Source organism: Bradyrhizobium sp. CCBAU 53340 (genome assembly GCF_015291645.1).
Lineage (GTDB): Bacteria > Pseudomonadota > Alphaproteobacteria > Rhizobiales > Xanthobacteraceae > Bradyrhizobium.
The window spans coordinates 231,176-251,415 of sequence record NZ_CP030056.1 but is presented as its reverse complement, the minus strand read 5'-3'; the positions used below and the strand labels follow the sequence as shown (position 1 = coordinate 251,415).

Sequence of the window (20,240 nt, the reverse complement as noted above, 5' to 3'; positions counted from 1 at the left end):
TGGCGCGCCGCCTTTGTCGAGCCTTTCAATGCGCATACAAAAGGGCCGCGGTGCAACAAAGCGCCGCGGCCTTTCTTATTGTGGGAGCTGAAGTTCATCCGTCGAACGACTTGACGCATGGCCGAGAATACCATTTGATTTATTCGAATCGGGCTTATGCATCTAAAATGTAAATTTGTTTGGGCGGCATATGGCTAGAGCGCTCAGTTCCCGCGAGATCGATGCGTTTCGGGCTATGATGCAATGTGGGACAACGCTTGCCGCAGCCGAAATTCTAAATACAACGCAACCGTCGGTGAGCCGGCTGTTGGCGCAAGCGCAAGACGCTGTGAAATTTCGACTGTTCGATTATCGACGGGGCCGTTTGGTTCCAACCCCTGAAGCCAAAATGCTCTTTGAAATCGTCCAAAAGCACTATCTTGGCTTGGAAACGATACAGCAAGCCGCTGAAAGTATCAGGTCATCCGGCACCGGCCTATTGCGCATCGCTGCCACTCCGTCCCTGGCTATGGGCGTTATTCCAACGATCATGAAGGCATTCCGGCAGTCTAGCCCCGGTGTGAGCATCAACCTTCAGACGGGAGGGTCGCTGCAGATCAGAGACGGGCTCCTCAATGGCATTTATGATGTTGGCCTGACGACGAGCGGAGCTCATTTCCGAACAGGAGAGTTCGAAATCGAGGTGTGTGACGAATCTGAGGCCCTATGTGCGGTCTGCGCAAACAGCCCGCTTGCTTCGAAGAAGGAGGTTGCGGTCTCTGATTTTCAAGAGGCAACGCTGCTCACTCTCAATCGTGGAGACGATCTAAGTGATTTGTGGCGTCAGACACTCGCGCAGCACGGCGTGAAACCCTCGTCCGAGATCGAGGTCACCTATTCGGCGATCCTCTGTTCGCTCGCCGCCGCCGACCTTGGCATCGGCGTCGTAAGTCCCTACATCAAACCGCTTATTTCCGATAACGTTCGATTTGTTCGTATTTCGCCGAGAATCTCGGTTAAGATGTTCGCAATCTTTCCGGGACATCTTGTGAAGTCATCGCTGTCGCAGCGTTTCACGCGTAGCTTGAAGGAAACGTTCCTGCACAACGACCCCCATGTCGTGAAGTGCGGCGACTGCACGGAGTAAGCCCCCTAGCGGGATTTCGGATCGAGCTAGGCAACTCTCGCGGGCCGACGTGCCCGCCAAACAATCCCAATGCTATATCACCCGCGTATAGAGCGTGCAGCAAGAAGAATTGGCTGACGCGTTTAGCCTGACTTAATGTCCCGCAGAATGCCCGAGCTGGTGCGACTGTCGCGCAGCGCTTCGTGGGCGAGTGCAAGACCGTAGGGCAAGGCCGCGGGCGCTCCAAGGAGACTGACACGTGCTTGATGCAATCCAGCTTGAATTGATTTGGCGAAGGCTGATTTCTCTGACTGAAGAGGCCGCTACGACGCTGCTGCGTACCTCCTTCTCATCCGTCGTTCGCGAGTCTAATGATTTTGCGTGCGTTCTCATGGATGCCGAAGGACGCTCGTTAGCGCAACCCGCTAACAGCATTCCATCCTTTATCGGTACCGTTCCGCGGACGGTTCGTGGCTTTCTCAAACAGTTTCCACATGAGACCCTCTCCGAGGGCGATATCCTGATCACCAACGATGTCTGGCTTGGCACCGGCCATCTGCCCGATATCACGGTAGCCAAGCCCATTTTCTTGAATGGCAATATTGTTGCGTTCGCTGGGTCGGTCACGCACGCTCCTGACATTGGTGGACGCATCCGTTCTGCCGATGCACGCGAGGTGTACGAGGAGGGATTCCAAATCCCAATGATGAAGGTGGTTGAGGCGGGTCGAATGAACCGCACATTTGAAAGCCTGCTTCGCCAGAACGTTCGTACGCCAGATCAGACGGTAGGCGACCTTTATGCGCAGTTTTCTGCACTGCATCTGATGGAGGTGCGCCTCATTTCTTTGCTAAAGGAGTGGGAGCTCCGTTCATTCTCCGAAGTGTCTCAACAGATCCGCGGTCGGACGGAAGCCGCGATGCGGCGTGCGATTTCCGCAATACCGGATGGCGTCTATCATGCCACCGCCGTCAGCGATGGATTTGAAAATAGCATCGTGTTGCGGATGGCGCTTAAAGTTCATGGTGATGAAATCGAGGTTGATTACCGAGGTACAGATCCTCAAGTGCAGCGCTCCATCAACGTCTGCGCTGCTTATACGACGGCATACACTGCCTATGGAATCAAAGCCGTTCTTACGCCCGACACGCCAAACAATGACGGTGCGTTGGAACCGCTCAATATTCATGCACCTCTTGGCTCAATTCTTAATTCAAAGCCGCCCGCAGCGGGCGGGGCACGCGCACTTATCGGACATTTCCTGCCGGCGATGGTCTTGCGTGCGCTGTCACAAGTCGTGCCGGAGAGAGTCATCTCCGACGTCGGCTCACCTCTCTGGTGCGTAAACCTGGCCGGCGTCAAAGAGGATGGAAAGACTTTCGCTAACTTATTCTTCCTGAACGGAGGCTATGGGGCCAGCGCGGCCTCGGACGGCGCAAGCGTGTTGTCTTGGCCGAGCAACATTTCCTCCACGCCCGTCGAGGTGCTGGAACGAACCGCGCCGATCAGAATTTGCCACCGCCGAATCCGATCGCGGACAGCGGGCAGCGGTCGGTTCACAGGGGGGGCTGGGCAGGAGTTTCTCTTCGAGAATCTAAATAAAGGGCCTACCATAATTTCCTTTATGGCTGAACGAACTAAGCCAGAAGCTGTGGCGAATGGCTTAGCAGGCGGCGATCCCGGCGCTGCCGGTGAGATCCAGATCAACACCGTTCGGGTTGATCCCAAGATACAACACACTATCGACTTTGGTGCCCGCGTTCTGCTGCGCACACCTGGCGCTGGCGGATTTGGTGTTCCGATCCGCGCTCAGGAAGCGCTGGCCGAAGCCGATGGCGCCAAAGATTTTGTATAAGAAGGGTTAGATCCGATATGTACTCGCTTGGTATCGATATTGGCGGCACGTTCACCGACATTGTCCTCTATTGCACTGATGATGGTCGCGTTGTCGCACACAAGGAGCTGACGACGCCCCATGATCCAACAATTGGAGCCCTCGCCGGCGTAAAGCAGGTCGTTAACGCCAGCGGCACCGATCCCGATCAGATTGGTCGCGTGGTCCATGCGACAACGTTGTTCACTAACGCTCTCATCGAGCGTCGTGGCGCAAGGACCGGATTGATCACAACGAGCGGCTTTAGGGATACGCTCGACTTACAGCGGGAGTTTAAATACGATCTGTATGATCTATTTCTGAAATTGCCAAAACCATTGATTGAGCAGGATGATCGCGTTGAAGTTAATGAACGCACCTTGTTCAACGGGCACATCCAGCATCCACTCAACGAAGACGAACTTCTAATAAAAACACGCCGGCTGCTCGACAGGGGCGTCACTTCGCTGGCAGTTTCATTCTTGCATTCATATGCCAATGGGACAAATGAACTGCGAGCCAAGAGCCTAATCGAGCGGCATTTCCCACAAGTCCAACTGTCGATCTCGTCCGAGGTCTGCCCACAAATCCGGGAGTACGAACGAACGTCAACGACCGCCGCGAACGCGTATATCAAGCCCATTGCAGACAAATATTTGCGTGAACTCGAGGTGCAGCTAAAGGCCTTTGGAATACCAGGAGCACTTTTCATGATGCTCTCAAACGGCGGATTGACGCATATCGAGGAAGCGCGCCGTACGCCGATCGAACTGTTGGAGTCGGGGCCGGCTGCTGGCACATTGGTGGCCGCGTATTTCGGCAAACGCTCCGGATTTGACAATGTGCTTGCCTTCGACATGGGCGGGACAACTGCAAAGCTTGGCGTGATTGAGAACGGCGAGCCCCTGATCGCGTATCAGTTTGAAGCGGCTCGCCAGAAGCGGTTCGCCCCAGGAAGCGGATTGCCGGTGAACATCTCGACTGTTGAGCTTATCGAAATCGGTGCGGGCGGCGGGAGCATCGCACATGTTGATGAGCTAGGAATGCTCAAGGTGGGGCCGCAAAGTGCGGGATCGCGACCTGGCCCCGCCTGCTACCCGAACGGCGGAACTGCGCCAACGGTTACCGATGCAAACGTTGTTTCGGGGGCGATTGACGTTGATAACTTTGCCGGTGGCACTATGGTTTTGCGCCGCGGAGCTGCAGAGGCGGCGCTCACAGGCGTCGGGCACGCCATAGAGATGCCATTCATCAAAGTGGCGAATGGCATTCAGGCCATTGTTAACGAGACGATGGCAGCCGCCGCGCGTGTCCATGTTGCTGAGCGAGGCCACGATATAACTAAGTACAAGCTCATCGTGACGGGCGGTGGCGGCCCGATGCACGGTTGTGACGTCGCCAGACGTCTCGGCATCAAACAGGTTATCTGTCCGCCGAATGCTGGCGTCGCGTCGGCACTCGGCTTGTTGATTGCACCCGCGCGTGTTGATCGCTCGAGAACGCTTGGCGCCCTGCTGGGATCGATGGAAATCGAGAAACTCGAAGCAGCCTTCAGGCGCCTGGAAGACGACACAAGGCGCGTGATTGCGCAGGCCAGATCTCCGCACAGTACACTTCAGATGGAGCGCCGCGCCGACATTCGCTTTGTGGGCCAAGGGTCGGAGCTGGTAACAGGACTGCCCGTTGGACCCTACAGCGAGAGCGAACGTGAAACTATTCGCGCTGCGTTCATCCAGACCTATAAAGGTATCTTCGGCGATATCATACCCGATCTTGATCTTGAGATTATGAACATCCGTGTAACCCTGAAAGAAGTACGAGAACCCGCGAAACTTGGTCGGATGGAAGACCCTCCTCGCTCGGAGGGATCTCGCTATCGACCCGTGTATGATGATGCAACTCGCGCTTGGGTTAAAGTCCCAGTTCTTCGACGATCGGAACTCGGGATTGCAGGATCGATCGAAGGCCCGGCCCTTTTGGATGAGCAATCATCAACACTAGTTGTGCCGCGCGGGAGCCGCATGACGTTGGACGCCTCTGGCAATGTCATTGTTCAGCTCAGGGATGATGGTGACAGTGTTACCGTTCCAGTAGCAGAGCACGCCACCGAAATCGGGGCGTAGGGCTCTAATATGCAGGCCTGTCACGTCACGGCAGTCGCGTGGCGCCGCAGGATGTCATGCCGGGAGGCCTTCGGATCTCGAAGTCAACCAAGGCGCGAGGCAAGCTCTCGGATGGAAACGATCATACTCGCCCCCTCAGTCGCGTTCGTATGCATGCTCTAGCGACACCACCGGGCGGCAACGCGCGAGCCAGGAGGTGTCGAGCACGATCCGCCGATCGATCGGCGGTGTTGTGCGGTAGAACGGTTTTCTACCGTTGCCCTTCTGTAACCGGCATGAGCCCCCCACCTGGGCATCGCGCGAATGAGCTGCGATACAGCCTGGCATGAACTGTTTTTTGGAGGTGGGCTATGGCAGATGCCATGCATGAAGCCAGGCTTGATGCCAGGCAGGAAAGCGGCTCCTATCGTCGGATCGAGGTGATCACAGGGCAGCGTCGACGACGGCGCTGGACGGCTGAAGAGAAGGCTCGGATCGTGGCCGAGAGCTTCGAGGAAGGGGCCAATATTTCCGAGGTCGCTCGGCGCCATGGCGTTGTCCGTGGGTTGCTGACGGTGTGGCGGCGCAAGTTCGCGACGGCAGTGAGCTTTCAGGCGCCAGGCTTCGTGCCGGTCCGGATCGCTTCCGAGAGCGGTCCGGCGACGGCAGACGAGTCGGACCGGTTAGCGTGCGCGCATAAGGTGCCGCCGCAGATGGCATCGGCTCCAGGCAAGCTTGGCGGAATGATCGAGATCGAGCTGGGCGGGGCACGCATCCGGGTCGAGCCCGGAGTGGAGCTGGCGACGCTTTCGACAGTGCTATCGGCGCTTCGGGGCATCCGTTGATTGCATTACGGTCTGACCTCAAGGTGGTGCTGGCGGCACAGCCAGTCGACTTTCGCAAGTCGGTGCACACGCTGTCGGCGCTGGTGAGCGAAGCGTTGCACGCGAACCTCGTATTGCGGCGACATCTTCGTGTTCCGCAGCAAGCGCGCGGACAGAGTGAAGCTTCTGGCATGGGATGGTAGCGGCATGGTGCTGGTGACGAAGTGGCTGCACCAGGGACACTTCACCTGGCCGCCGGTCCGCGACGGCGTGGTGCATCTGAGTGCGACACAACTCGCGATGCTGCTCGACGGACTTGAGTGGACGCGTGTTTCACACAAGCCTGTGAAGCAGCCGGCCGTTGTCGGCTGAGAGGCGAAGATTTTGCTGGAGCCTGTGATGGGCGGATATATCGTTCGATCATGGCGATTCGTCCCGAAGCTCTTCCGACCGATGCAGCGGCTCTGGCCGAGATGGTGCTCGCGCTTGACGCCGAGAACGAGAAGCTACGTGTGGCGATGCAGACGCTGAAGGAGATGATCTTCGGCAAGCGCTCAGAGCGGCTGGCGGCGATCGTGGCCGAGCAGCTCGCGCTCGAACTGGACGATCTCGCGACTGGCGTCACATCACCTGCGCCAGCCAACGACGATTTGCCTGCGACGAAGCCGGCTGGGAAGCCGCGCAAGAAGGCGAGGCGCAACATCGGCGCGCTACCCAAGCATTTGCCTCGCTGCGAGCAGGTGCTCGAGCCAGACACGACAGCGTGCCCGTGCTGCCAGGGCCTTCTGCACCGGATCGGCGAGGATGTGAGCGAGGTACTGGACGTGATCCCGGCGATCCTGCGGGTACTGCGCACGATTCGTCCCAAATACGCCTGCCGCGGCTGCACCGACGGCGTGGTGCAGGCGAAGGTGCTGCCGCGTCTGATCGACAGCGGCATGGCATCGACGGCACTCGTGGCTCACGTGGTGATCTCGAAGTTCGCCTGGTATCTGCCGCTGTACCGCCAGGTGCAGATCCTGGCCGGTCAGGGCCTTCATCTCGACCGCGCGACGCTCGCCGGCTGGGTGAAGCGTGCGGCATGGTGGCTTAAGAGTCTTTATGAGCTTCAGCTGCGGACGATCCAGGCTTCGCCGCGGCTGTTCTGCGACGAGACGCCGATGCCGGTGCTCGATCCCGGACGACATCGCACTCGTATCTGCCAGTTCTGGGCGCATGCGATGGATGATCGCCCATGGGGTGGCCCATCGCCGCCGGCGGTCGCCTATGTGTTTGCGGATGGCCGCGGCACCGAGGAGATCGCCGGGCAATTGGCCGGCTTCTCCGGCATTCTGCAGGTGGATGGCTATGCCGCCTACAAAGCGCTTGCCCGCGGTCAAGGCGGGGCGATCCAGCTGGCTTTTTGTCTCGCGCATGCCCGACGCAAATTCGTCGAGGTGTACAAGACGATGCAGTCGCCGTTCGCTCACGAAGTGATCGAGCGCCTGCAAGCGGTCTACGCCATCGAGGCCGAGATCCGTGGCTTGAGCGCCGAACAGCGGCTTGCCGCCCGCCGCACCAGGTCCGCACCGCTGATGGAGGTGCTGAAGGCGCGACTGACCTCGATGCTCGACCACCTGTTCTCCCAATCGAAGCTAGTGGAGGCCATCAACTATACGCTCAATCACTGGGACGGACTGACGCTATTTCTCCGCGATGGCCGCGTCGAGGTCGACAGCAACACCGTCGAGCGTTCAATGCGCCCGATTGCGATGGGGCGCCGTAACTCATTGTTCAGCGGCAGCGAGGGCGGCGCCGAGAGCTGGGCAATCCTTGCGTCGCTGGTCAATACGGCAAAGCTCCACGAACTCGATCCGCAGGCCTATCTGGCCGATGTGCTGGAGCGCATCGTCTCCGGTCAGACCAAGAGCCACCAGCTGCACGAACTTCTCCCCTGGAACTGGAAGGCGACCCGCGAGCTCAGCGCACGGGTGGCCGCATGACCCGCCGCCGCCGTTCATCATCTTCATCATCGATGGCGGCAGCCGCGATGCCGCTCGACGAACTTGAGCCTTGGCTACAGGCTCGTGCCGAGCAGCATCCCGTCGCCACCAGTCTTCCCATGCTCGACGGCTATGTCGCCGCGATCGTGGCCGGGCCGGTGTCGATGAGTCCGCTCGACTGGATCTGTCCGCTGCTCGCCATCGACGCCGACGCATTCAACCATGGCGGCACGCCGGAGTTCGCCGCGATTTCGGCCGTCGCGCTGCGCCACAACGACATCAGTAATGTTCTTTCCACCGCACCACATCGGTTCGCACCGGTCCATGGCCGCAAGCCGAATGGCGACGTTGATGCGCGGCCGTGGTGTCAGGGATTCCATGCCGCCATGCGGTTGCGACTATCAGCCTGGGGCCCACTGCTCGACGTCAGCAACATACACCACGGCTTGCTCCTGCCCATCCTGCTGCATTGCGTCGACGATCAAGGGCGTCCACTGCTTGGACCACCAAGGAAAGGCCGCGAGACCGAGGAATTCCTGCGCAACGCCCATGCCGACATTCCGGACGTCGTCGAGGCCATGCGTCAGTACTGGATGCCGACCCGCTACGCTCGCACAGGCTGATCACTGCAGACGTGGGAGCTCATACCGGTTACGCCCTTCTGTGCGTCCCTCCCGAACTCGGCCGCCAGCCTCAGAGGTCGGCGCTCCTTTTTTCTGAGGAGTGAATGGCTACCGTCGCGGTTTGAGAGCGGCTTGGCTCGAGGATGAACGGATTCTGCGTAGGGGACTCCGAAGCATCGTCGCCTGGTCATCGTGACCGTTGGAGACCACCGGGCTGCCTAACACAGCTGGCATTTGAGGCGCCCGTGACCACGGATGAGTGGCGTTGGTAGGAGTATAATCAACGGTCAATGGCAATCAGCGCGCTGCGCGCCGCGCGCGGAACATGCGAGTTTGGTGCAACTATGCCTGATCCGAATACATGCCTTCAGTATCTCAATTGGATGAAGGCCAATGGCAATGATACGTCTTTGTTCGCTGTGGACGGGGCCGTCCTTCGCCACCGCTATCATGCTTTCGCTGGTACCTCAAAGGAGGGTCCATTAGATGATCGATGCAGGTCGCGCCATTGCCACAGCGACGCCCGAAACATTTCGAGAAGTGTCGCGGAAGTGGGCCTCTGGAATCGCCGTCGTAACTGCAGTCGATAGTCACGGAGCGCTTTTCGGCACCACGATGAGCGCCGTCGTCAGCCTATCGATCAGCCCCCTGCAATACCTGATATGCATCGACAGAAAGTCGAACTCGCTCCCCGCCATCACTTCGACAGGGTGGTTTTGCATCAACATGCTCTCCTCATCCCAAGAGCGCATTGCGATGACGTTTGCAAAGAAGGGGACAGATAAGTTTTCGGCGATTTCCTATCGAGAAGGTCTAAATCGATTACCAATTATCCAGGACGTCGCCTCATATATTATCTGTCACCTGAACAGCAGCTTTGATGGCGGCGATCACGTCATAATCGTTGGCGATGTCATCGAGATCGGTCTCCACGATGCGTCTCCGCTGGTCTATTTGAATGGACGCTTTAATAACGGATGACTTGCGGGGAACACATGAAATATGAGAATACGCTCCTCTTTATTGACGGAGAATGGTGCTCCGGCTCTGAGAAGCAAACGATCCCGATCTTTAATCCAGCAACTGACGAGGAGATCGGTCACGTCGCTAAGGCGACGGTGGCCGATCTCGACCGTGCAGCTGCGTCCGCCGAGAAGGCGTTCCATGTTTGGCGGAGAACGCCCGCGGTGGAACGCGGAGTTACGCTACGTAAGGCAGCTGGCCTGCTCCGCGATCGACTAGAGTCCATCGCCCATGTTCTCACCTTGGAGCAAGGTAAGCCTCTTTTGGAAGCGCGAGCGGAGATCGCGAGTTGCGCCGATGCCTTCGAATGGGCTGCTGAAGAGGGAAGGCGGCTCTATGGGCGCGTGATACCGTCGCGTGCAGCAGGCGTTGCGCAATATGTCGTACGTGCTCCAGTAGGCCCGGTTGCTGCGTTCACCCCGTGGAATTTCCCCGCGAGCCAAGTCGCGAAGAAGCTTGCTCCAGCGTTGGCTGCCGGATGCTCCGTGATCGTCAAGGCCTCGGAAGAGGTGCCACGATCTGCCGCGGCAATCATCACGTCACTTGTCGATGCTGGCATTCCAACAGGTGTTGTCCAGCTCGCATACGGCACTCCCGATGAAATATCGCGGCACCTGATTGCCCACCCGGCGATTCGGAAGATCTCCTTCACCGGCTCTGTTCCGGTTGGAAAACATCTAGCTGCGCTCTCGGGCGAGCAGATGAAGAGGACGACGATGGAACTCGGCGGGCATGGGCCGGCGATTGTCTTCAAAGACGCCGACATATCCTCAGCCGCGGCGCTGCTCGTTTCAGGCAAGTATCGCAACGCCGGTCAAACCTGCGCCGCGCCGACGCGGTTTATGGTACACAACGATGTTTATCATGAGTTCGTCGCAGCTTTTGTTGAAAAGACACAATCGCTTGTCGTTGGCAACGGTCTGGATGCGACAACGCAGATGGGCCCCCTCGCGAACGAACGCAGAGGGAAACTCTTCGATCAATTTGTGGACGACGCGAGGCAGCGAGGCGCAAAGCTCATGTGCGGCGGCGAGAGCTTATTTACTCGCGGAACATTCAGGCAGCCAACAGTACTTGCGAATGTCGATCCATCGATGCGAGTCATGAACGATGAGCCATTCTGCCCAATCGCGCTCATTAGCGGCTTTGACAATCCAAATGAAGCTGTTGCAGAGGCTAACCGATTGCCCTTCGGGCTCGCCGGATATGCCTTCACGGAATCATCGGCGAACGCTCAGTTCCTGGCGGAGAATCTTGAGGTCGGTATGCTCAGCATCAACCACCTGGGCCTTGCCTTGCCGGAAACGCCCTTTGGCGGCGTCAAAGAGTCTGGGTACGGTTCCGAGGGTGGCCTAGAATCAACTGAAGGCTATCTCAATACCAGATTCATCACCAATAAGGCCTACTAGGCGTCATGCCATTTGGGCAATCGACCACGACGACTCTGTGAGGAGCAATGTCCCCTTCAACTATCAACGAAAGAGTCAGCATCACACGACTTGGTGGTCAGGATTACAACTTCTTTTTTGGTTACTATAATAAGACGCCGTGGGACGGGCAGGGTCGCCTTATCCTAGGCCACCAAGTCGATGAACCTAACTTCCGCATTGGCAGAAATAGCGGCTGCAATGTCGGTTATTTTGATGAAGCGCGTGAGTTTCGGCTGGTTGATCGAACCCAAGCCTGGAACTGGCAAATGGGGAGCCAACTACAATGGCTCACCGGCATGCCTGGCCGTAACATAATCTACAATATTCGTACGTCGCACGACGCGGGTGGCCCGTATCCCAACATCGGTGCGCGGATTACCGACGTGGATACGGGGCGCACTCGCGATCTCAATATCCCGATTTACGTCGTAGCCGCGAACAGCAAATTCGCGATGTGCATTGACTATCGACGTCTCTACAAAACGCATGAGACGATCGGCTACTGCGCACTCGCGGGACGGCTTCCACTGGATAATGCACCGGACGATGATGGCATTTGGCGCCTCGACATTGCAAGCGGCGACTCGACACTCGTTGTCAGTTACCGCCAACTTTACGAGCTTGCTCATAAGCCATCCATGGATAAGGCAATTCATTGGGTGAGCCATATTGAGATAAATCCGTCATCAACACGTGTGCTCTTCCTTCACCGATGGACAGAGCGTGTTGAAGACGAGACCTGCTTCTTGCATCGCTTGATCACAATGGATCCGGATGGAAGCAACTTACGTCTCCTTGAATGCTCTGATCATCCATTGCCGCAGCTGGCTCGGCGGTTCGATTCAAAGGCCGTAGGTACCTACGACTACGAAAAGTCCGAATACCAGATCTCTCACCCGTTATGGCGGGATGATAGCAGCATCGTCGTCTGGGGACCTCACGCCGGACGTATAAACTATCAGGTTTACCAAGACGCGCACAATGGCTTAGTCCAGACTATTGGCGACGGCCTCCTAAGAGAGAACGGACACATGTCCTATTCACCTGTGAATATGCGCTGGCTTTTGAGCGATACGTATCCGCATTCCGAGACCAACCTGCGTGATCTCTTCCTTTTCGATGCCAACAATGAAGTCCGGCTCGACCTCGGAAGCTTTTATACTGATCCAACTCTGGCTAAAGAGAACCGGTGTGATCTTCACCCAAGGTGGAGCCGCGATGGGAAGTGCGTTTGCATCGACTCCTATCACGAGAGACGGAGGCGAATGTACACAATTGATGTCTCCGCTCTCGTGTAGTGCTTGTTGTTTTCCCTATCCAGCGACAGCAGGTGTCTAAAAGCAAGGGAACGTTGTTTTCCGCAAGGCATCCGTCCAAGGGCATTTCGACCTACCTTGAGCGCTCAGCTCATCGAATCTCGTTGAAATTCAGCATAACGACCTCGCTGAAGGGGCTTGCTTGCCTCTTACAGCGGCGGGAATACTTCGAATGGTAGCTATCCGCCGTCCGATCCGGTTTCGATCGAGTACAATGGAGCAAACGTGACCACATACAGTGGACCTGTCTTTGACATGGCCGTACAACAGTTCGAAGTGATCGCTGATCACCTGTCTGTGCCGCAGGACGCGAGGGCGCGCTTGTTAATACCAAAGCGCGCGATCACTGTATCTTGTCCTATTCATCGAGACGACGGCACGACGGCGGTTTTTGAAGGGTATCGAGTTCAGCATCACCTCACGCTAGGACCTACGAAAGGCGGCACGCGCTTCGCGGCTAGTGTGGACCTCGGCGAGGTTGCTGCGCTTGCGATCTGGATGAGTTGGAAGTGCGCCCTAACCGGCTTGCCCTATGGTGGCGCCAAGGGCGGCATCAGCGTCGATCCATCGAATCTATCAAGGCGCGAACTAGAGGCATTATCACGCCGCTACATGCAGGAGATGATCCCCTTCGTTGGCCCTCACACTGATGTCATGGCCCCCGATATGGGGACCAACGAGCAGGTGATGGCGTGGTTTATGGACACCTATTCGATGTATCAGGGCCGGACCGTGACGGAGATCGTTACCGGTAAACCGGTCAGCGCCGGAGGGACATTGGGACGCCGCGAGGCGACAGGGCGGGGCGTCGCGCATCTGACGCGCCGCGTGATGAACGAACAGGGCATCAATCTGAACCATGCAACGGCTGCTGTGCAGGGCTTCGGAAATGTCGGCTCGATCGCCGCACTTGAGCTTCACCATATGGGCGTTAAAGTGATCGCCGTCAGCGACCACACCGGCGCGCTCTACTGCGCTTCCGGCCTCAACATTCCAGAACTCGTGGTACATGCGGCAACACATGGCAGTCTCTCGGGGTATTCGAGTGAACTAGCCTTCGATCCGCAGGAAGTCCTCACGCTGTCTTGTGATGTTCTTGTGCCAGCCGCGATGGAGCGGGTCATCGACGCTGCTGTCGCCACGAAGCTGCGTTGCCGTATTGTCGCTGAAGGGGCCAATGGGCCGACGACACCGGAAGCCGATCTGGTTCTTACGCAGCGACAGAATGAGATCTTCCTGATCCCGGATATTCTGTGCAATTCCGGCGGGGTAGTGGTGAGCTATTTCGAATGGGTGCAGGATCTGCAACAACTCTTCTGGGAAGAGGAGGAAGTAGTACGACGCGAATACCAGATTCTCGATCGAGCGTTCGATCGGATGGTGGCGAGGGCGAGCCGCGACAAGGTGTTCAATCGCACGGCGGCCATGGCCATAGGCGTCGAGCGGGTGCGGGGCGCCAAGAATACGCGAGGTCTATTTCCATGAGGGACGGCCTGGTCGGATTCCGTGATGTATTTGCCCGAACCCGCAATGGTTCACATCGAGCCTTATTAGCGCCGGCGAGCCGCAATGGCCACAACCTGAATGGGATGGCGGTTGTATCAAGCGCACGGATAGTCGCTAATTCCATAGCGGTATGATGCCATCATGTTGCAACTCCGCGCTCAGTTTCAGAACAGCTTCTGCGGCGCATAGATGCAGGCCTAAGCGCTCCGACATAATCCCACATGATCATGCTCGCCTCCAAACTCTCGAACCGGATTTCCTCCATGTTCGACGCGATCACTCAATCGAATTAGAAATGGATACAGAGATGTCATTAGAAGTAGTAGATACGATCGTGATCGGAGCCGGTCAGGCAGGGCTGGCTATGAGTGAACATCTGACTTCGGCTGGTATTCCTCACGTCGTCTTGGAAAGGCACCGGATCGCGGAGAGATGGCGAACAGCCCGGTGGGACTCGCTGGTGGCTAATGGTCCCGCGTGGCATGACCGTTTCCCCGGCCTAACATTTCAGACGCACCCTGATGCGTTCCCGGGTAAGGAGGAGATCGCGGACTATTTCGTTGCCTACGCAAAGAAGATTGCCGCGCCGGTGCGCTGTGGGGTGGAGGTTACGGCCGTACAACGGAACGAGGGACGATTGGGCTTTCGAGTGGAAACCTCGCAAGGGACGTTGGAGGCAAATAACGTAGTTGCAGCGATCGGTCCATTCCAGATTCCGACAATACCTCAAGTAGTACCGCAGGACATTGGAGTCGTCCAAATTCACTCGAGCGACTACCGAAACCCGGAGCAGTTGCCTAGAGGGGCCGTGTTGGTTGTTGGCGCAGGATCTTCCGGAAGCCAGATCGCAGACGAACTTCTGCGCTCTGATCGGAAGGTCTATCTCTCCGTGGGCCCCCACGAACGCCCCCCGCGCTCCTACCGCGGCTACGACTTCTGCTGGTGGCTCGGCGTCTTGGGAAAGTGGGATAATGAAGCAAGAGTTCGCGGTACCGAGCACGTAACGATCTCCGTCAGTGGGGCCCGTGGGGGATACACGGTCGACTTCAGGAAGCTCGCCGCAGACGGAATGATGCTTGTTGGCTCAACTGAAGCGTTCGAGGCAGGCAACGTAACGTTTGCCAGTGATCTCGCGAAGAATGTCGCGATGGGTGACGCCTCGCTCTTCACTCTGTTGGATGAGGCCGATGAATACGTTAGGCGGAATGGACTTGCACTTCCGGAGGAGCCTGAAGCGCGCAGGTTACTCCCGGACCCGGACTGCCTAATGAATCCGCAGCGTGAGCTCAATCTAAAGACTGCCGGCGTGAATACGATCATCTGGGCGACGGGCTTTTCGTCGGACTACAGCTGGCTTAAGGTCAAGGCCTTCGACGAGGCCGGAAAACCCGAACACCAACGTGGGGTATCCTCGGAGCCGGGCGTCTACTTTGTGGGCTTGCCTTGGCAATCTAGGCGAGGGTCCGCTTTTATCTGGGGTGTCTGGCATGACGCTAAATATATTGCTGATCGTATCTCTACTCGGCGGCGTTACCTGGAACATCACGTCGTAAAATCGGAGAAAGTTGATCCACGAAAAGCGACGGGAGGCCCCTAAGTTTTTTGGCGAAACAGTTCACCAGTTGGGGTTGCGGGTGCTGACACGTAAGAAGGAGCAAGAAGTGGCTCATAGGCGGATTCGGAAATTCAATACGAAACACACTTATCCGGAGCAGAAGCTCGACAATGATCTATGTCAGGCAGTGGTGACTAGCGGCGGAAAAATTATTTGGCTACGGGGCCAGTGCCCCCAGAGCTTGAATGACGCCGTCAACATCGACAGCCATGATCCTGTCGAGCAGACGCATAAGGTGATGCAGAATATTAAGCAACTCATCGAAGAAAGTGGCGGTAAGATTGAACATTTGGTCAAGGTTGTCGTTTACCTTACCGACGTGCGGCATCGGGAGGCCGTTTATCGAACGATGGGTCAGTACATAAAGGGCGTGCATCCCGTGTCCACAGGACTTGTTGTCCAAGCGTTGGCGCGACCTGAGTGGCTTGTTGAAATCGACGCCACAGCGGTGATACCCGAGTGAGCGTATGACGTTTTCCCTAGTTGCTCGGTGCGACCAGACTGGAATGTTCGGCGTAGCGATTTCGTCTTCATCTCCGGCTGTCGCTTCAAGGTGTTCATTCGCGCGAGCTGGTGTCGGCGCGGTCGCTTCGCAGAACGTAACTGATCCCTCGCTAGGACCATTGGCCTTGGATGCGATGGAGAGCGGCATGTCCGCGTGGGAAGCCGTCGAAGAAGTGAAACAACGTAGTCGATTTATCGAGTATCGCCAGCTACTGGCAGTTGACCGCGACGGAAATGCCGCTGTTTATTCAGGGCCCAATTCACTAGGCATATGGGCTCAGACGAGCGGAGAAAATGTCGCGGCCGGCGGCAATCTCCTAGCAAATGACGGAGTACCGCACGCAATTGTCGATGCATTCATTGGTTCGTCAGGGCATCTTGGTGACCGCCTGATTGCGTCACTAAGAGCCGGGTTGGCCGCCGGCGGGGAGGCCGGTCCGTTACACTCAGCCGGCATGAAGCTTGTTGACCAAGTCAGTTGGCCAGTCGTGGACCTGCGCTGCGACTGGACACAAGAGTGTCCGATCGAACTGCTCGTTTCTGCCTGGAAGGTCTACAAACCCCAACTTAACGCCTACGTGAAGCGCGCGCTTGATCCACGAGCGGCTCCTTCGTTCGGCGTCCCGGGTGACGAATAGCGCTCCGACGAGCGCTCGCCATTGGCCGCACCGCTCCCTTGATCGTCTTCATGACGCGGTGCCAGAGCACAGAGTAGATTGAGCTATACGCTTCAAGTCAGCAGTCTACGCAAACCCGCGGATGTTGACAGAAGACCCCTGAATTGTGGGCATTGGCAAATGTCGGGCAGATTGGGGTTAATTTTGTATCGACCTTTCATAGCGGAGATCTGATGCTGTCTCGGACAACCATGATGACGCTGTAGTCTGGCGACGAGCGAACGCTACGAACCTCAGAAGAACTGGAAAACTGAGCAAAATACAGATGGACAGCATCGCCATTATTCAGAGGTTGGTTGCGTTTCCGACCGTCAGCCAGGAATCAAACCTCAATTTGATTGACTTTGTCGTTCAGCTGCTTCGCGAAAACGGCGTGACCTGCCGTCTTGTCTATTCGCAGGACGGGCGAAAAGCGAGTTTGCTGGCTACGATCGGACCCGATGATCGGCCAGGCGCAATTCTCTCAGGTCATACGGACGTCGTTACGGCCGATGATCAGAGCTGGACCAAACCGCCATTTAGCGCCACACGACAAGACGGTAAGCTGTATGGTCGTGGAACTGCAGACATGAAAGGCTTTGTGGGCTGTGCCATTTCCGCCGCGCTTAAGGCGTCGAAGACACGCTTAAATGCGCCTCTCTACCTGGCACTATCATATGATGAAGAGATTGGCTGTGTAGGAGTGCGAGGTCTGCTTGACTCGATGGTGAATGAGCTGCAACGGCAATCTTTCTGTATCGTTGGTGAGCCAACAAATATGAACGTTGCAATCGGACACAAAGGCAAGGTTGCGGCTCGCGTTACTTGCGTTGGCCGGGAATGCCATTCCGCATTGGCGCCTACCGGGATAAACGCGATCCATTTGGGTTGCGAATTTGTCGAAGCCATCCGCAGAGAGCAAGCTAAGTTGTGCGACGAGGGCGCGCGGGATGCGAGCTACGAAATTCCGTATACAACGCTTCACGTCGGCACGATTAAATCGGGGGGAATGCTCAATATTGTGCCGAGCCGATGCGAGTTAGAGTTCGAGATCAGGAATGTCGCAGCGGAGATACCTGAGGAGATATTGAGTAGGCTGCGAACTAGAGCGAGTGAAATCGCCAATGGCGCAAGGACCATCGCGTCCGAAGCCGCTATAAATATTGATGTAGTCAACAGTTATCCCGGGCTCAATATCGCCTGCGACGCCCCGGTCGTCCATCTTGTCAAGTCTCTCACCGGTGACGCCAACGTGGTGAAGGTGCCATTCGGAACGGAAGCCGGCCTGTTTTTGCAGAGACTGGGGGTTCCAACGATCGTTTGCGGACCGGGGTCGATGCAGCAGGGTCACAAGCCGGATGAGTTTATCGAAATTGACCAGATTGACCGCTGCGACAAGATGTTAGATAGATTGATTGACCGACTAGCAAGCGGCCATGGCTTCCCCTGAGCGAGGCGTTGCGGCCCGATGCGGCAGGAACTCGCGCAACGATGTGACTTGCGCCCAGACATAGAGTGAGCCCGGGAGACCGCGGCGGTGAGATCGCCGAACTACCCCGCTAGACCATCACCCACTTGGGTGGCGCGGGAACCGAGCTGCCTGCGGGGTTGGACCAGCCGCTCCCGCCCGGCTGGGGCGAGACATAGGCTTCTTGGCACCACCGACCATCAAATCAGCACTCGAAGACTGCGAAGCTCGGACTGCTCAAAATCCAGCTCGCGAAGGATTTCAGCCGGCGTCCGCTCGAGGATATCGCCTCGCGAATCGCTGACGCCTGACGCGCTCTGCTCTGAACTCGACCGGACGCAAGACTGCAAGCTCAAGTTCAAAGGCGGGAGAGCTGTTGGCCACCGCCAACGTCGATATGAATGCCGATCGCATAAGGGATCTCTCCGCGAACAGGGAGGGTCACGGCCCGGCCGATCTCTTCAGGCCCCAGCGCGCCATTGGAATGCCGCCGGTGGCGATCAAATCGTCATAACGATCCTTCGCCGCGGCTGTCATCTCGGTGCGAATGATGACGAAGCTGTTCGCCTCACGACTGGCTTCCGAGCCTATCACCATCTACGACGTCAGGCCGGGTGTCATTCCAACGCCCGCCTTGCTGATACAACAGTCGGCCCTGTTTTCGCCGATGATCTCTGCATTCGCCGAGCCGATGAAGATCACCGATCCCGGGCGCCTTTCGACGAGGCCCAGGCACCTCCTCGCAAAACACTGTGTGAGGAAAAAGCCGGCACGAAGGTTGATGTCCAGCGTCCGATCGTAGCTTTCCGGCTCAAGGTCGAGGATATCCCCGCGCTGCAGTGCTGCAGTGAGCTTACGCTAGCATTGTTGACCAGGCAGGTGGCTCGCCGAGCTCTCCCGCAATCCGGGCCAGCAACGCATCGTTTCCCGATCTCGGAAAACATCGTATCTATAATACCGGTCGGGAGCCGGAATTGGCTCCTGCTCCAGATCCTCGGGACTCACGTGGGCGACGGTGAAATTGGCCTTACCGAGCGCGTCGGCGATTGCACGACCGATTCCACGCCCTGCGCCCGTAACGACCGCCACGTCCCTCATCGGTCGCGTCCTCCCACCGGCGCCGCCAGCGCACGAGACGGCCACCACAAACCGCACCTCGGAGCTCACCTGCGAACGATTGAACTAAGCTGGAAGTACCGCTCCGCCTTCTCGACCGAGTTCGGCAAGTTGTTCGAAGAGATTGCGCTCGATCGCGATCCCGACCTGGTCCGCTTGCGCGCGCAGTTCTGCCGCGCGCTCGCCGGGAATGCGGCCATTTCCTCCGACCGCTGCGAGATAGCGCTGCGTCCAAGCCTGCATGTTCTGATCGAAAGCATCTTTGCCGATGAGCGCCGCCGGATCGAACACGAAGCCGAAGGCGCCGACGCCGCCCGGGGCGCCGCCTTCCGACAACAGGGGCCTTGCCCCGGTCAGCACTCCCGCAAGCACTTCCACGATCATCGCCAGCGCGAGTCCCTTGTGACCGGCGGCCGGTAGGATCGAGCCGGCGAGCGCCGCGGTCGGGTCGGTCGTCGGCCGGCCCTCCGCGTCGATCGCCCAGCCTTCCGGGATCGGCAGGCCATCGCGTAGGGCGACGTGGATCTTGCCGCGCGCGACATTGCTCATCGCGAAGTCGATCAGCAGCGGTGGTCCGTCCGGCCTCGGCGCTGCAAATGCAATGGGATTGTTACCGATTGCCGGCCGCGTTGCGCCCCCGGGAGCCATCACCGGCTGGGTCACCTGCGACAGGAAGCCGACCCTGCCGCTTTCGGCGACGTCGAGCAGATGCGAGCCGACTGCGCCAAGATGTCCGGCGTTGCGGATCAAAAAGGGGACGAACGGTCGGGTCGGGCCAAGCGCATCCATCGCCAGTGCCAACGCCTTGGGGCCAACGATTTGTCCAAGCCCAAGATCGGCGTCGATTACCAACACCGTGCCATGCCAGCCGCATTTGATATCCGGCCTCGGGTTCAAGCCGCGGCGCGCGAGCTGGCGCCAATACGAGGGCAGACGCGCGATGCCATGGGTCCGTACGCCCGTGATGTCGGCGAGCAGCAGACGACGGGCTGCCAGCCTCGCGTCATCTTCGCCGAGTCCGGCCCGCGCGAAGATGGTTGCGACCCACGCTTCGAGCGGCGGCAGCAGCATGTTGATCGTCTCCATCGCCCGGCTTT

General features: G+C 57.8%; 18 protein-coding genes and 1 pseudogene. 15 read left to right on the top strand and 4 right to left on the bottom strand.

Features of this window, described 5'->3' with window-relative positions; genetic code table 11:
* Positions 1–190: 190 nt before the first annotated feature.
* The 15 genes and pseudogenes from XH89_RS37780 (at position 191) to argE (ending at position 18,009) form a co-directional block, all read left to right on the top strand.
* Entirely contained in the window at positions 191–1,126 is a 936-nt protein-coding gene (locus XH89_RS37780) for a LysR substrate-binding domain-containing protein (protein WP_128929535.1), read from the top strand.
* A 238-nt stretch (positions 1,127–1,364) separates the two neighbouring features.
* Complete coding sequence (locus XH89_RS37775; protein WP_128929536.1) at positions 1,365–2,960, top strand: hydantoinase B/oxoprolinase family protein; 1,596 nt, start codon at positions 1,365–1,367, stop codon at positions 2,958–2,960.
* Between the two features lie 17 nt (positions 2,961–2,977).
* Positions 2,978–5,101: a hydantoinase/oxoprolinase family protein gene (locus XH89_RS37770; RefSeq protein ID WP_128929537.1), complete on the top strand. Its 2,124-nt coding sequence runs from the start codon at positions 2,978–2,980 to the stop codon at positions 5,099–5,101.
* A 350-nt stretch (positions 5,102–5,451) separates the two neighbouring features.
* Positions 5,452–5,925: a transposase gene (locus XH89_RS42225; RefSeq protein ID WP_128929538.1), complete on the top strand. Its 474-nt coding sequence runs from the start codon at positions 5,452–5,454 to the stop codon at positions 5,923–5,925.
* Positions 5,922–6,276: pseudogene (tnpB, locus tag XH89_RS37760) on the top strand (IS66 family insertion sequence element accessory protein TnpB). The gene XH89_RS42225 and the pseudogene tnpB overlap by 4 nt, the downstream one beginning before the upstream one ends.
* A 50-nt stretch (positions 6,277–6,326) precedes the next feature.
* The gene (locus XH89_RS37755) at positions 6,327–7,886 is read left to right on the top strand and encodes an IS66 family transposase (protein WP_128929539.1); all 1,560 of its coding nucleotides are present in this window, start codon (positions 6,327–6,329) and stop codon (positions 7,884–7,886) included.
* Positions 7,883–8,509, top strand: coding sequence for a UPF0149 family protein (locus XH89_RS37750; protein ID WP_232995571.1), 627 nt, complete (start codon positions 7,883–7,885; stop codon positions 8,507–8,509). Before XH89_RS37755 ends, XH89_RS37750 begins: the two co-directional genes overlap by 4 nt.
* Before the next feature lie 486 nt (positions 8,510–8,995).
* The gene (locus tag XH89_RS37745; RefSeq protein WP_128929540.1) at positions 8,996–9,490 is read left to right on the top strand and encodes a flavin reductase family protein; all 495 of its coding nucleotides are present in this window, start codon (positions 8,996–8,998) and stop codon (positions 9,488–9,490) included.
* Between the two features lie 14 nt (positions 9,491–9,504).
* Positions 9,505–10,941, top strand: a complete 1,437-nt coding sequence (locus XH89_RS37740) for an NAD-dependent succinate-semialdehyde dehydrogenase (protein WP_128955169.1) — start codon at positions 9,505–9,507, stop codon at positions 10,939–10,941.
* Between the two features lie 47 nt (positions 10,942–10,988).
* A complete protein-coding gene (locus tag XH89_RS37735) occupies positions 10,989–12,260 on the top strand; it encodes a hypothetical protein (protein ID WP_128929542.1) in 1,272 nt (423 codons plus the stop codon).
* Positions 12,261–12,503: 243 nt separating this feature from the next.
* Positions 12,504–13,763, top strand: a complete 1,260-nt coding sequence (locus XH89_RS37730) for a Glu/Leu/Phe/Val dehydrogenase (RefSeq protein ID WP_128929543.1) — start codon at positions 12,504–12,506, stop codon at positions 13,761–13,763.
* Between the two features lie 328 nt (positions 13,764–14,091).
* Positions 14,092–15,381, top strand: coding sequence for an NAD(P)/FAD-dependent oxidoreductase (locus XH89_RS37725; protein WP_128930144.1), 1,290 nt, complete (start codon positions 14,092–14,094; stop codon positions 15,379–15,381).
* A gap of 64 nt (positions 15,382–15,445) precedes the next feature.
* Positions 15,446–15,862, top strand: coding sequence for a RidA family protein (locus XH89_RS37720; RefSeq protein ID WP_128930145.1), 417 nt, complete (start codon positions 15,446–15,448; stop codon positions 15,860–15,862).
* A gap of 4 nt (positions 15,863–15,866) precedes the next feature.
* A complete protein-coding gene (locus XH89_RS37715) occupies positions 15,867–16,541 on the top strand; it encodes a DUF1028 domain-containing protein (RefSeq protein ID WP_128929544.1) in 675 nt (224 codons plus the stop codon).
* Positions 16,542–16,845: 304 nt separating this feature from the next.
* The gene (gene argE / locus XH89_RS37710; RefSeq protein ID WP_128955170.1) at positions 16,846–18,009 is read left to right on the top strand and encodes an acetylornithine deacetylase; all 1,164 of its coding nucleotides are present in this window, start codon (positions 16,846–16,848) and stop codon (positions 18,007–18,009) included.
* Between the two features lie 459 nt (positions 18,010–18,468).
* Here argE and XH89_RS37705 read toward each other — a convergent pair whose 3' ends face one another.
* The 4 genes from XH89_RS37705 to XH89_RS37690 all read right to left on the bottom strand — a co-directional run bounded on the left by XH89_RS37705 (position 18,469) and on the right by XH89_RS37690 (position 20,229).
* The gene (locus tag XH89_RS37705; RefSeq protein ID WP_164934241.1) at positions 18,469–18,624 is read right to left on the bottom strand and encodes a hypothetical protein; all 156 of its coding nucleotides are present in this window, start codon (positions 18,622–18,624) and stop codon (positions 18,469–18,471) included.
* The gene (locus tag XH89_RS42220) at positions 18,625–18,810 is read right to left on the bottom strand and encodes a hypothetical protein (protein ID WP_367401020.1); all 186 of its coding nucleotides are present in this window, start codon (positions 18,808–18,810) and stop codon (positions 18,625–18,627) included.
* Between the two features lie 75 nt (positions 18,811–18,885).
* On the bottom strand, positions 18,886–19,125 hold the full coding sequence (locus tag XH89_RS42215) for an SDR family NAD(P)-dependent oxidoreductase (RefSeq protein WP_128929546.1): 240 nt from the start codon (positions 19,123–19,125) through the stop codon (positions 18,886–18,888).
* A gap of 84 nt (positions 19,126–19,209) precedes the next feature.
* Positions 19,210–20,229, bottom strand: a complete 1,020-nt coding sequence (locus XH89_RS37690; protein ID WP_164939084.1) for an Ldh family oxidoreductase — start codon at positions 20,227–20,229, stop codon at positions 19,210–19,212.
* Positions 20,230–20,240: the final 11 nt, after the last annotated feature.